Source organism: Streptomyces sp. NPDC021212 (assembly GCF_044332925.1).
In the GTDB taxonomy this organism is placed as follows: Bacteria; Actinomycetota; Actinomycetes; order Streptomycetales; family Streptomycetaceae; genus Streptomyces.
The window spans coordinates 73,793-85,613 of record NZ_JBIRPZ010000025.1 but is presented as its reverse complement, the minus strand read 5'-3'; the positions used below and the strand labels follow the sequence as shown (position 1 = coordinate 85,613).

Annotated in this window: 11 protein-coding genes; 5 read left to right on the top strand and 6 right to left on the bottom strand. The window is 71.7% G+C overall.

Annotation, left to right across the window (positions count from 1 at the left end; genetic code table 11):
* The first annotated feature begins 367 nt into the window (after nt 1-367).
* Nucleotides 368-574 carry a cold-shock protein gene (locus tag ACH4SI_RS40835; protein WP_009717477.1) on the top strand — a complete coding sequence of 69 codons (207 nt, stop codon included), beginning with the start codon at nt 368-370 and terminating at the stop codon, nt 572-574.
* Nucleotides 575-805: 231 nt separating this feature from the next.
* On the opposite strand, the gene ACH4SI_RS40830 is transcribed toward ACH4SI_RS40835, so the two are convergent.
* The 6 genes from ACH4SI_RS40830 to ACH4SI_RS40805 all read right to left on the bottom strand — a co-directional run bounded on the left by ACH4SI_RS40830 (nt 806) and on the right by ACH4SI_RS40805 (nt 8,512).
* Nucleotides 806-3,271, bottom strand: a complete 2,466-nt coding sequence (locus tag ACH4SI_RS40830) for a HelD family protein (protein ID WP_398305699.1) — start codon at nt 3,269-3,271, stop codon at nt 806-808.
* Nucleotides 3,272-3,346: 75 nt separating this feature from the next.
* Nucleotides 3,347-4,120 (bottom strand): anti-sigma factor family protein, encoded by a 774-nt coding sequence (locus ACH4SI_RS40825; protein ID WP_398305696.1) that lies wholly within the window; start codon nt 4,118-4,120, stop codon nt 3,347-3,349.
* Complete coding sequence (locus ACH4SI_RS40820; protein WP_398305693.1) at nt 4,117-4,638, bottom strand: sigma-70 family RNA polymerase sigma factor; 522 nt, start codon at nt 4,636-4,638, stop codon at nt 4,117-4,119. Before ACH4SI_RS40820 ends, ACH4SI_RS40825 begins: the two co-directional genes overlap by 4 nt.
* Nucleotides 4,639-4,870: 232 nt before the next feature.
* Nucleotides 4,871-5,497 carry a CGNR zinc finger domain-containing protein gene (locus ACH4SI_RS40815; RefSeq protein ID WP_398305690.1) on the bottom strand — a complete coding sequence of 209 codons (627 nt, stop codon included), beginning with the start codon at nt 5,495-5,497 and terminating at the stop codon, nt 4,871-4,873.
* Between the two features lie 279 nt (nt 5,498-5,776).
* Nucleotides 5,777-6,937, bottom strand: coding sequence for a uroporphyrinogen-III synthase (locus tag ACH4SI_RS40810; protein WP_398305687.1), 1,161 nt, complete (start codon nt 6,935-6,937; stop codon nt 5,777-5,779).
* A gap of 180 nt (nt 6,938-7,117) precedes the next feature.
* On the bottom strand, nt 7,118-8,512 hold the full coding sequence (locus ACH4SI_RS40805) for a nitrate/nitrite transporter (protein WP_398305684.1): 1,395 nt from the start codon (nt 8,510-8,512) through the stop codon (nt 7,118-7,120).
* A gap of 226 nt (nt 8,513-8,738) precedes the next feature.
* On the opposite strand from ACH4SI_RS40805, the gene ACH4SI_RS40800 reads away from it, so the two are divergent.
* From ACH4SI_RS40800 to ACH4SI_RS40785, 4 genes are all read left to right on the top strand, one after another.
* On the top strand, nt 8,739-9,107 hold the full coding sequence (locus tag ACH4SI_RS40800) for a DUF6247 family protein (protein WP_398305681.1): 369 nt from the start codon (nt 8,739-8,741) through the stop codon (nt 9,105-9,107).
* Nucleotides 9,104-9,388, top strand: a complete 285-nt coding sequence (locus ACH4SI_RS40795) for a hypothetical protein (protein ID WP_398305678.1) — start codon at nt 9,104-9,106, stop codon at nt 9,386-9,388. The genes ACH4SI_RS40800 and ACH4SI_RS40795 overlap by 4 nt, the downstream gene beginning before the upstream one ends.
* Before the next feature lie 193 nt (nt 9,389-9,581).
* Nucleotides 9,582-10,898 carry an extracellular solute-binding protein gene (locus tag ACH4SI_RS40790; RefSeq protein ID WP_398305675.1) on the top strand — a complete coding sequence of 439 codons (1,317 nt, stop codon included), beginning with the start codon at nt 9,582-9,584 and terminating at the stop codon, nt 10,896-10,898.
* Nucleotides 10,895-11,791, top strand: coding sequence for a carbohydrate ABC transporter permease (locus ACH4SI_RS40785; protein WP_398305672.1), 897 nt, complete (start codon nt 10,895-10,897; stop codon nt 11,789-11,791). Before ACH4SI_RS40790 ends, ACH4SI_RS40785 begins: the two co-directional genes overlap by 4 nt.
* Nucleotides 11,792-11,821 lie beyond the last annotated feature (30 nt).

Here is an 11,821-nt window from a genome sequence, read left to right as displayed (position 1 = left end):
TCAGCTGGCTCACCGCGGTACCGCTCGCGGGCACCTCCAGCCGGACCGTCATCGAGTACGAGACGCTGGGCGCCGTTGCCATGACCGTCTTCCTCTGCTTTCCCTTGTGCCAGGTCTTGCGGGGCCCGCTGTCACCGGGCCACGTCCTCAGATGGTTGCACCTACCTTCTGGTACGAGGTAACCCGGCCCGACTTTCGGACATATTGTTCTGACATACGAGGGTGGGGTCAGCCGAGTGGAAAGCCCCACTCCTTCGCGGGAACGCCGGGCGAGGCGGGCCGTCCCCGCAGCCCACGCCCCTAGGCTCTGGCGCGCACAGCGCCGAACGACGTCCACCGGCGTCGAGGAACACGAGGAGCAGCGGGCATGGCTCAGGGCACCGTCAAATGGTTCAACGCCGAGAAGGGCTACGGCTTCATCGCCCAGGAGGGCGGCGGGCCGGACGTCTTCGTCCACTACAGCTCGATCAACGGCAACGGCTACCGCAGCCTTGCGGACGACCAGCGGGTCGAATTCCAGATCGTGCAGGGCCGCAAGGGGCCGCAAGCCGAAGAAGTCCGCGTCCTCGGGTGAGAACGCGGACCTCGTCACTATGACGTTGTAGGTGGCACCGACCCGCCATGCTCGCCTCGCGGCAAGTGGTCGCTCGCAGCGACGATGGTTGGGCCCGGGGGCTTGGATCGAGCCGGTGCCACAGCAAGGCTAACAAACCATCCCCGGAAGCGATTCCCCACCGGACGGGCCGATTTCACTCCGTCCCCCGGTCGGCTTCGCCGCATCCCCCGGTCGGCCGTCGGTCAGTGGTCAGTCGGCCCTCAGCAGGTCCGGGACGCCGTCCCGGTCCGGGTCGTCGCGCTCCCCCGGGACGACCGTCAGCCGCTGGGTCGCCCGGGTGAGCGCCACGTACAGCACCCGCAGCCCGGCCGGTGACTCATCGGCGATCTCGGCGGGCGAGACCACCACCGTCGCGTCGTACTCCAGCCCCTTGGCCTCCAGGCTGCCCAGCGCGACCGCCCGCTCGCCGAGCCCGGCGAGCCAGCGGCGGGCCTGTTCGCGGCGGCTCATGGCGACGACGACGCCGACCGTGCCGTCCACCTCGTCCAGCAGCCGGGCCGCCTCGCTACGGACGTGGGTCCCCAGGTCGCCGTCCGGGTGCGCCGGGAGCGGCGCGAACCGCGGTACGGCGCCGGTCGAGCGGACCGCGCGGGGCGAGGGGGTGCCGGGCATCGCGAGCGCGAGCACCTTGGCGGCCAGCTCGGCGATCTCCGCCGGGTTGCGGTAGTTGACGGTGAGGGTGAAGCGGCGGCGCGGACGGGTGCCCAGCGCCTCGTCACGGGCCGCGGCCGCCTCGTCCGGGGCGGACCAGGAGGACTGGGCCGGGTCGCCGACCACCGTCCAGGTGGCGTGGCGGCCGCGCCGCCCCACCATCCGCCACTGCATGGGCGTCAGGTCCTGGGCCTCGTCGACGATGATGTGCGCGTAGTCGGTGCGCTCCTGCTCCGCGCGGGCGCGCCGGGGGGCGGAGCGGTCGGCGAAGGTGGTCAGCTCGTCAAGACCGGTGAGCTGGTCCAGCGGATCGACCTCGCGGGGTTTCGCCGGGCGAGCCGGGGCACCCAGGATGGTGTGCAGCTCGTCCAGCAGCGCCACGTCGTGCACCGACAGCGGGCCCTGCCCGGCCGGGCCGAGGCGGGCCAGGGAGCGGGCCACCTGACGGGCCTCGCGCGGGTTCAGCACCCGCCGCGACCAGCGGCCGAGCCGCTTCTCGTCGGCCATCGCGGCGAGCACGGAGCGCGGGGTCAGCTCGGGCCACCAGGCGTCCAGGAAGTCGGTGAACGCGTCCTCGCCGGAGATGTCCTCGTCGAAGCCCTCGCGCGCCTCGGCGGCCAGTTCCGGGTCCGTGTAGCGCCGCGGGCCGCCCGTACGGGCCCACAGCGCGTCCAGCAGCAGCCGGCGGGCGCGCGGGCGCAGCAGGTTGACGGGCGCGGTGCCGCCCAGCGCGCTCTGCCGGATGCGGCGCAGCTCCTCGGCGTCCAGCTCGACGCGCGCGCCGAAGGCGACGACCCGCAGCCGCTCGGGCGGCCCGCCGGGTCTCTCGCCCCTGCCGGGCCCTTCGGTGACGTCGTCCAGGGACAGCTGGCCGCCGCCGTCGGCGGGCGCCGCGCCCGCGGGCGGCAGCTCCAGGGCGCCGCGGGCCGCCTTGCGCAGGACCTTCATCATGCGCGAGGAGCCCTTGATCCGGGCCACGGCCGGTTCGTCGTACGTGGTGGCCTCGGCGCCGTCGACCAGGGAGCCGACCGCGCGGATCGCCACCTGGCCCTCCTCGCCCAGCGAGGGCAGCACGCCCTCGGTGTACGCGACGAGCAGCGGGGTGGGGCTGACCACCAGGATGCCGCCCGCGTAGCGTCTGCGGTCCTGGTAGAGCAGATACGCCGCGCGGTGCAGCGCGACCGCGGTCTTGCCGGTGCCGGGGCCGCCCTCGACCTCGGTGACGGAGGCGGCGGGGGCGCGGATCACCAAGTCCTGCTCGGCCTGGATGGAGGCGACGATGTCGCGCATGGTGTGGCCGCGGGCCTGGCCGAGCGCGGCCATCAGAGCGCCGTCGCCGACCACCGGCAGCACCTCGCCGCCGAGAGTCGCGGTCAGCTCGGGGCGCATCAGGTCGTCCTCGACGCCGAGCACCCGGCGGCCCTTGCTCCGGATCACGCGGCGGCGCACGACCCGGCCGGGGGCGACCGGGGTGGAGCGGTAGAAGGGGGCGGCGGCGGGGGCCCGCCAGTCGATCACCAGCGGGGAGTAGTCGGCGTCCAGCACCCCGATGCGGCCGATGTGCAGGGTCTCCGCGATCTCCGCGCGGTCACCCTCCCCGTCCGTACCCGGCCGGATGGCGTCGTCGGCGGGTTCCACGGAGGTGTACGCACCGTCCGGGCCGCGCTCGCCGTCCTTGCCGAGGAGCAGATCGATGCGGCCGAAGAGGAAGTCCTCGAACTCGCTGTTCAGCCGGTTGAGGTGCACCCCGGCCCGGAACACCTGGGCGTCGCGCTCGGCGAGTGCGCCCGGGGTGCCGACCTGGCCGCGCTTGGCGGCGTCGTCCATGAGGAACTCCGCCTCGTGGATCTTCTCCTCGAGGCGGCGGTACACGCGGTCCAGATGGGTCTGCTCGACCCGGATCTCGCCGTCCCGGATCCCGTCCCCACCGTCACGCGGCGGGGCCGTCCGGCTTTCGTGCGTGACGTTCCGCGTGGCGTTCTGCGTGGCGTTCTGCGCGGCCACCCAAGCCCCCTTCTGTGTACATAGGGCAGCCGTCAACCGTACACCCACCCCTGCGCGCCACTCGGGTATCGACCCTCAGATATTGACCTCGGCCAGCCGCTGGCCGTCGAGGGTGCGGACCTCGAAGCGGGCGATGTCGCTCTCGTTCATCGCCGCGCCGCCCTGCGCGTACAGCGGCTCCTTGTTCCAGCGGGAGCCGTCGCCGTCCTTGATCCCGTAGCCCGCGCTGGGCACGGCCCAGGTCGTGACGGTCTCCTCGTGGCCGTCCTTGCCGATGGCGATCAGATCGCAAGCCTTGGGCCCCTTGAGGTTGCCCAGCTTGACCGCGATGGAGGTGCCCCAGCCCTTCTGGGTGAGCGAGACCGAGGCGTCCACCTTGGTCTCGGGGTCCACCGAGCTGTACTTCTTGCCCTGGTCGTACGCCGCCTGCGCCGGGTTGGCCGCGGCGGCCGGGGGCGTCGTGCCGCCACCGCCCTCGTCGGATCCGGAGTTGACCGCCGCGCCCGCGAGCGGGCCGCCGACGATCAGGAGGCCCGCCGCGGCGACGAGGAAGAGCCGCCTGCGGCTCTTGGCGCGGCGGCTGACCGTCACCTCGTCGAGCAGCCGGCCCAGCATCTCGGGCCCGGGGCGGGCGGTGAGGGTGGCGGCGTCGTGGACGGCCGTGCCGTCCGCGTTGGTCGCGTAGTCCGCGAGCAGTGGTGGGATGCCCATCAGCCCGTCCAGCTCTTCCGCGCACCGATCGCACCCGATCAGATGCTCCTCGAAGCGCGCCGCGTCGGCCGCGTCGAGGACACCGAGCGCATAGGCGCCGACGGCGGTGTGCTGCTGGTCGTCCGCTGTCGGCATCATGCCGTGACCCCCCGTTCCTCAAGTGAGAGCTTGAGGGCACGCATCGCGTAGTAGACCCGGGATCGTACGGTCCCGGGCGGCACGCGCAGCACTTCCGCAGCCTCACTCACCGTCCGTCCCTTGAAGTATGTCTCGACGAGCGCCTCTCTGTGCGCATCGGACAGGTCATTCAGTGCATCGGAAATGGTCATCTGGCGGAGAGCCCGGTCGATGTCATCCGCTGCGGGCATGACATGCAGGGGAGCCGCGTCGACCTCTTGGGGGCGGGCACGGCGGCTTCGGTGGCCGTCGATGACGATGCGGCGAGCCACGGTTACCAGCCACGGGCGTACGGAACCACCGCTGCGCTGCAGCTGGTCGGCGTTGCGCCAAGCCCGTAAAAGCGTCTCCTGAACCACGTCCTCGGCGCGGTGCCGGTCGCCTGCGACCAGGCGCAGGACGAAGGCGAGAAGCGGGCCCGCATGCTCCGCATAGAGCGCGCGCATCAGCGCGTCGTCCGGTGTCGTCCTCTCGGTCACGAGGGCATCTTTGCGTACGCAAGGCTCTGGGTCGAGGGGCGTACGGGCTGGAATGATCCTCAGTTCATTCACAACCCTGTGACATTCCTCCCACTTCCGGAGTGAACATTTCCCGGGCCACGACACGTACTTGAGGCCGAGAACCCGGCGCCGGGCGGGCGTCGGCCACCATAAAGGGCTCCCTCCCCAAACACCGCCCCGCAGGCCCCGGTCCCCCCATCCGGGGCCTGCGTCATGTCTGAAACTCGTTCATGTTTTGCTCGCGTTGGGGGTTTGAACGCCGTCGATGCCGTGCCACGCGCTCTCGATTGCCGCACAGCTCGCTGGAGCACCAGCGGCGGCGCCGGCCCCGCGAGGTGTCCAGGTACACCAGCGAGCAGCTCTCCCCCTCGCAGCGCCGCAGCTGCCCGCGCGCCACCGGGTCGGTGAGCAGCGCGACGGCGTCGCGGGCGATCTGGGCGAGCAGCGCCCCGCAGTCGGGGGCGGCGGCGAGCCGGGCGACGAGGGTGCCGTCGGTGGCGCGTACGGCCCGTACGGCGGGCGGGGCGGTGGCGGCGAGCGCGTTCACCCGCTCCAGATCCGGGCCCGCGGCCCTGCCCTCCACTTCCGTGTGCACGATGCGGTGGAGGAGGTCGCGGGCGGCGCGGAAGCGGGTGAGCCAGGCGGTGTCGACGGCGTCGAGGGCCTCGCGGGCGGTGCCGTGGGGGATGAGGCCGGTGCCGAGCAGCCAGGCGCGGAGGGGTTCGACGCCGTCGAGGCGTTCCACGGGGGTCTCGCTGAGGCGTCCGTCGACGGTGGCCACCAGGTCCAGGCAGATGCGCCCGGCGTCGAACCGCAGGTCGAAGGCGTCCGCCGCCATGTTCCTGTCACCTCCAGGGGCAGGCTCCCCTCCAGGGTGCCCGCCCGGGCCCGGACCCGGTACCCCGCCGTCGCTGGTGGCCGCGGCTGCTTCCCCACCCCGCCCCTTCCCGAATCGGGGCTCCACCCCGGCCCCCGCACACGCCGGAAGGATCGTGCCCGGTTATGGGCAATCGTCCCGCTGCGGGGCACCTCCCAGCGGTAGCCGGGGAGGGACGGGTGGGCACAACCCGCCCACCGGCCCGCACCCGGGAACGAAACGCCCGGTGGGGCGGTGCGGCTACACGTCGCCGTACTTGGTGTCGGCCACCGGATCCAGCGCCAGCCGATAGCCCCGCTTCACCACCGTCTGGATCAGCTTGGGCGAGCCCAGGGCGGTGCGGAGGCGGGCCATCGCCGTCTCCACGGCGTGCTCGTCGCGCCCCGCGCCCGGGAGGACCTTCAGCAGTTCGGCGCGGGCCACGACCCAGCCCGGGTGGCGGGCCAGGGCCCGCAGCAGGGCCATTCCGGCAGGCGGGACGGTGCGCAGCTCGCCGTCCACGACGACCGCGTGGCCGCGGATCTCCAGCCGTCGGCCTGCGACCGGCAACGGGCGGACCCGGCCGGGGAGTTCGCTGGTCAGCAGCTGGACGAGGGGGCCGAGCCGGAAGCGTTCGGGCTGGCTGGTGGTGACGTCCTGGGCCTCCAGCGGCAGCGCGGTGACCGGACCGACGCACGCGGGCAGCACATCGTGGCGCAGCGCGTCGAGCAGCTCCTCGCGCATGCCGCGCCGCGCGGCGCGGTCCAGCAGGCTCGCGGCGGCGGGGGCGCTGGTGAAGGTGATGGCGTCCACGCCCCGCGCGACCGTCGCGTCCAGCAGCCGGTCCACCGGGCCGAGATCATCCGGCGGCATCCACCGGTAGACCGGCACGCCGACCACCTCCGCGCCCCCGGCGCGCAGCGACTCGACGAAGCCGGGCAGCGGCTCGCCGTGCAGCTGGACCGCGATGCGGCGGCCGTCGACGCCCTCCTCCAGCAGCCGGTCGAGCACCTCGGCCATCGACTCGGAGGCCGGGGACCACTTCTCGGTGAGCCCGGCGGCCCGTACGGCGCCGCGCACCTTGGGCCCGCGGGCCAGCAGTTCGACATCGCGCAGCCGGTTCAGCAGGGCGTCGCCAAGCCCCCAGCCGTCGGCGGCTTCGACCCAGCCGCGGAAGCCGATGGCGGTGGTGGCGACCACCACATCGGGGGCGTGGTCGATCAACTGCTTGGTGGCGGTGAGCAGTTCCGAGTCGTCCGAGAGCGGTACGATCCGCAGCGCGGGCGCGTGCAGGACGGCCGCGCCGCGCCGCAGCAGCAGGGCGCCGAGTTCATCGGCGCGGCGCGCGGCGGTGACGCCGACGGTGAACCCCGCGAGGGGGCCGACGGCCGTCGGGGCGGCCTGGTGGTGGTCTCGCTGCATGTGGCTCTGACTCTCGGCTCTCGTCCCGGTTCACTGTCGTATGCGCGCCTTGGGGTGAAGGCGTCATCTTGGCGCCGCCCCGTGACGGACGCGGTTCCGGCACGTTTCCCGGATGTAACGGGGCGTACGGTCACGGGCACGACTTACGACCGTACGCCCCCGGGGACTGGGACTGTGGGCTCACACCTCCGCGTAGGCGGGCTGCGGCGCCGTCTGCGCCTCCTCCACACCGGCTCCCGCGGGCCGGGCCGCCGCCGGGCTGCGGCGGAGGTATACGGCCCAGGTGACCGCCGAGCACAGGGCATAGAAGGCGAGGAAGGAGACGAAGGCGGGGGTGCCGGAGTGGGCGCTGCCGAAGGACTCCCGGAAGGCCAGGTTGATACCGAGGCCGCCGAGCGCGCCGACCGCTCCGATCAGCCCCATCGCCGCGCCGGACAGCCGCCGCCCGTAGGCCGCGGCCTCCTCCCCGGTGAGCCCGCGGGCGTGGGCCTTGGCCTGGAAGATGCCGGGGATCATCTTGAACGTGGAGCCATTGCCGAGTCCGCTGAGGACGAAGAGGGCGATGAAACCGACGAGGAAGACCGGCAGCGACTTCTGCGCGGAGGCGTAGACGACCACGAGCGTCGCGGCGGCCATCCCGGCGAAGTTCCACAGCGTGATCCGCGCGCCGCCGTAGGCGTCGGCCAGCCGCCCGCCGACGGGGCGGATGAGGGAACCGAGCAGCGGGCCGATGAAGGTGAGCGACGCGGCCTGCAGCGGGGTGCGGTCGAACTGGTTCTGGAGCACGAGCCCGAAGGCGAAGCTGTAGCCGATGAACGAGCCGAAGGTGCCGATGTAGAGCAGCGACATGATCCAGGTGTGGGCGTCGCGGGCCGCCTCCTTGGCCGCCCCGGTGTCGTTCTTCACCGGCGCCAGGTTGTCCATGAAGAGCGCCGAGAGGGCCGCCGCGATCACGATCAGCGGGAGGTAGACGGCCAGCACGAGCCGCGGGTGGGAGGCCCCGGCCGTGCCGATGACGAGCAGCCCGATCAGCTGGATGACCGGCACGCCGATGTTGCCGCCGCCCGCGTTGAGCCCGAGCGCCCAGCCCTTCTTGCGCAGCGGGTAGAAGGAGTTGATGTTGGTCATGGACGACGCGAAGTTCCCGCCGCCGACCCCGGTGAGCGCCGCGACCACCATGAACGTGGTGTACGAGGTGCCGGGCTCCATCACCGCGGCGGCCGTGATGGAGGGCACCAGCAGCATCGCGGCGCTGATGATCGTCCAGTTGCGGCCGCCGAAGCGGGCCACGGCGAAGGTGTACGGGACGCGGAGGATCCCGCCGACCAGGGTGGGCATCGCGACCAGGAAGAACTTCCCGGCCGGGTCGACCCCGTACTCCGGCCCCATGAACAGGACCATCACCGACCACAGGCTCCAGATGGAGAAGCCGATGTGTTCGGAGAGGATGGAGAAGACCAGGTTGCGGGTCGCGATCCGCTCCCCCTTCTCCCGCCAGAACGTCTCGTCCTCCGGATCCCACTCCTCTATCCAGCGGCCCCCCGTGCGGGCGGGGGTGGTGGTCGGGGCAGTCATCACGCCTCCACAGTTCTCGGTGTCGCTGCCCGACGCTAGGCACCCGGGATTACCGGGCTGTGGCGGCAGGTGACCGGCACGAAACCTTGCTCTCACCCGCGGGGGCGGGGTGCGGTGAGGGCGACCAGGGTCCGGTCATCGACGCAATCGCCGTTGCGCGCACACCCGCTTGCGCGACCGGTACCGTGCCTAGTGCACCACCCGCCCGCCCGCGCCGGAGGACCGCATGAGCACCCAGCCGGACCACTCGTACGACCCGGTGACCCCGCAACCGGCCGCCACACCCGAGGCGCTGCGCGCGGCGGTGGCGCAGGTCGCCCCCGGGTCTCTGGCTGCCTTCGACGCCGAGCGCGCGGAAGCCGTCCAGCAGGCCCGTACCGAGGTGAGCGCGGCCCCGCTGCGCAGCTTCACCCGGCAGTGGTCGGTCAACGTGGCGATCGCTCGCCACCCCGCGCGTGCCAACCGTCTCCGCGAGCTGGAAGCGCTGGCCGCAGAGACGGACGACCTCGTCCAGGCGCGCGAGGCGATCGCGGAGATCGGGCGCATCCTGGACGCCGCGTTCGACGAGGCCGGGGTGAAGCGGGGGGACGCGTGAGCGACTCCTGGCGCTGGGAGTACGACCCCGACGAGGCACACGTCGTCGCCGGGCTGCCCAGCCACCTGATCAGCGAGGTCGAGCGCATCGCGAACGAGCTGGTCGACCTTGCCACCATGAGCGTCGATGTCACGGACCTCGGCAAGGGCCCTCGGCCGGGGGCTCCGGGCGGGCTGCGCCGCCTCGGCATCGGCGGCGACGGCTGGCTGTACTTCCTGGCCATGCCGCGCCTGCGGCTCCTCGTCATCACTCGCGTGATTCCGCCGTACGAAGACCTCTAGACGGCTCCGGGGCCTCCCCCCGGTAGGGGGCGGGCCCTTCGCGTGCCTCCCCCCGCCTTGGTCCACGGGCTTCCCCCAGCATTTTGTCAACGCCATTGACATACCTCTCCACGCCCACCTATACCTCTGCCCATCGAAGCGCTTCGACGAACGTTGCACGTGCACATTCCTCCCAACCTCCCGGAGGCAGTGGATGTTGACGGCACGGAAACGGACGACACGAACGACGAGACGAACGGGGGCCGTCCTCGCGGCCGCGCTCGCGGGGGCCCTGGTCCTGGCGGGGTGCGGGGGCGGTGGGGACGAGGCCGGGGACGGCAAGACGCTCCGGTTATGGCATTACGAGGCGCCCAACGGGGCCATGGGCGCGGCCTGGAGCCAGGCGATCGAGGAGTTCAAGAAGAGCCATCCGGGCGTGACGGTGAAGTTCGAGGAGAAGGGCTTCGAACAGATCCAGAAGACCGCCTCGATGGTGCTGGGGTCGGACAGCGCGCCCGATCTCATGGAGTACAACAAGGGCAACGCCACCACCGGGCTGCTCTCCAAGCAGGGGCTGCTCACCGACCTCTCCTCCGAGGTCGCCAAGCGCGGCTGGGACAAGCCGCTCAGCCCCGGGGTGCGCACCACCAGCCGGTACGACGCACGCGGCGTGATGGGCTCCGGCAAGTGGTTCGGGGTGCCGAACTACGCCGAGTACACGATGGTCTTCTACAACAAGACCCTCTTCGCGAAGCACAAGGTGAAGGTCCCGACCACCTTCGAGGGGTTCACCGCCGCGCTGAAGGCGTTCAAGGACAAGGGCGTCACCCCGCTGGCCAACGCGGGCGCCGAATACCCCGCCCAGCAGTACGTCTACCAGCTGGCCCTGACCAAGGCCGACCGCTCCTGGGTGGACGCGTACGAGCAGTACAAGGGCAAGCCCGACTTCCACGACGCCGCCTGGACCTACGGCGCCACCACCTTCGCCGACTGGGTGAAGAAGGGCTGGATCGCGAAGAGTTCGAGCGGCACCAAGGCCGAGGACGCGGGCGCGGCGTTCATCGCGGGGAAGTACCCGATGTTCTTCTCCGGCAGCTGGTGGTTCGGCCGCTTCAAGTCGGAGATCAAGGACGAGTGGGGCACGTTCCCCTTCCCCGGCTCGAAGCTGACGCTCGGCTCCGGCGGCAATCTGTGGGTCGTCCCCAAGGGCGCGAAGAACAAGCAGCTCGCGTACGACTTCATCGACATCACGATGAAGAAGGGCATCCAGAACACCCTGGGCAACAAGGGCGGCGTGCCCGTGGCCGCCGATCCGGCCGCGATCACCGACCCCAAGGCCAAGAGCCTGATCAAGGACTTCACCGCCTACTCCGACGGCGGCGGCCTCGCCTTCTACCCGGACTGGCCGGTGCCCGGCTTCTACGACACCCTCGTCTCCGAGACCCAGAAGCTGATGACGGGCAGCGCGAAGCCCGGCGCCTATCTGGACGCGCTGGCGAAGGCGTACGAGGCGGGCGCGCCGAAGGGATGAGCCGGCCGCGCGAGTATCCGTACACGCTCTTCCTGATCCCCGGCGCCCTGGCGTTCCTCGCCGTCATCGTCGTTCCGTTCCTGATGAACACCGGGATCAGCTTCACCGACTGGCAGGGGGTGGGCACCCCGAAGTGGGCCGGTCCGGACAACTATCGGACGCTGCTGGACGACGACGCCTTCTGGGAGTCGTTCCGGCACAGCCTCGCCATGGTGGTGGCGATGGCGGCGATCCCGACCGCGCTCGGTCTTGTGCTGGCCGCCGCGCTGTTCGACTTCGTCGGCAAGCACTTCGGCAGCCGCACCGCGAGCGTGCTGCGCGCCTGCTTCTATCTCCCGCAGGTGCTGCCGATCGCGGTGGCGGGCATCGTCTGGAGCTGGATCCTGGCCCCCGAGAACGGCGCCCTCAACGAGCTGCTGAAGGCGGTGGGCCTCGGCTCGCTGCGCCACGACTGGCTGGGCGACCCGGACTTCGCGCTCTACAGCGTGATGGGCGTGATGGTGTGGGTCCAGCTGGGCTTTCCGCTGGTGGTGTTCATGGCCGGGCTTCAGCGCGTCGATCCGGCGCTGTACGAGGCGGCCGAGCTGGACGGCGCCTCGTGGTGGCGGCGGTTCTGGCACGTGACGCTGCCGCAGATCCGGCCGGAGATCTCCGTGGTGCTGCTGTGGTGCACGATCGCCGCGCTCAAGGTCTTCGGCGCGGTGTACGTGCTCACCAAGGGCGGACCGGGCGGGGCGACCAATGTCCCCTCGTACTTCTCCTTCCAGGCGTTCTTCGAGAAGACGCAGGTCGGGTACGGCTCCGCGGTCTCGACCGTGCTCACCGTGATCATCCTGGCGCTGGCGCTGGCCGCCCTGCGCCTCCAGACGAGGGCGGAGGACCAGGAGCGGTGAGGGTCCTCAGACGCTATCCGGTGCTGGCCG

Coding starts and splice junctions, on each gene's coding strand:
- ACH4SI_RS40805 (WP_398305684.1), bottom strand. CDS start 8,512: ATGACTGCCCCGACCACCACCCCCGCCCGCACGGGGGGCCGCTGGATA.
- ACH4SI_RS40815 (WP_398305690.1), bottom strand. CDS start 5,497: ATGGCGGCGGACGCCTTCGACCTGCGGTTCGACGCCGGGCGCATCTGC.
- ACH4SI_RS40825 (WP_398305696.1), bottom strand. CDS start 4,120: ATGATGCCGACAGCGGACGACCAGCAGCACACCGCCGTCGGCGCCTAT.
- ACH4SI_RS40810 (WP_398305687.1), bottom strand. CDS start 6,937: ATGCAGCGAGACCACCACCAGGCCGCCCCGACGGCCGTCGGCCCCCTC.
- ACH4SI_RS40800 (WP_398305681.1), top strand. CDS start 8,739: ATGAGCACCCAGCCGGACCACTCGTACGACCCGGTGACCCCGCAACCG.
- ACH4SI_RS40785 (WP_398305672.1), top strand. CDS start 10,895: ATGAGCCGGCCGCGCGAGTATCCGTACACGCTCTTCCTGATCCCCGGC.
- ACH4SI_RS40790 (WP_398305675.1), top strand. CDS start 9,582: ATGTTGACGGCACGGAAACGGACGACACGAACGACGAGACGAACGGGG.
- ACH4SI_RS40835 (WP_009717477.1), top strand. CDS start 368: ATGGCTCAGGGCACCGTCAAATGGTTCAACGCCGAGAAGGGCTACGGC.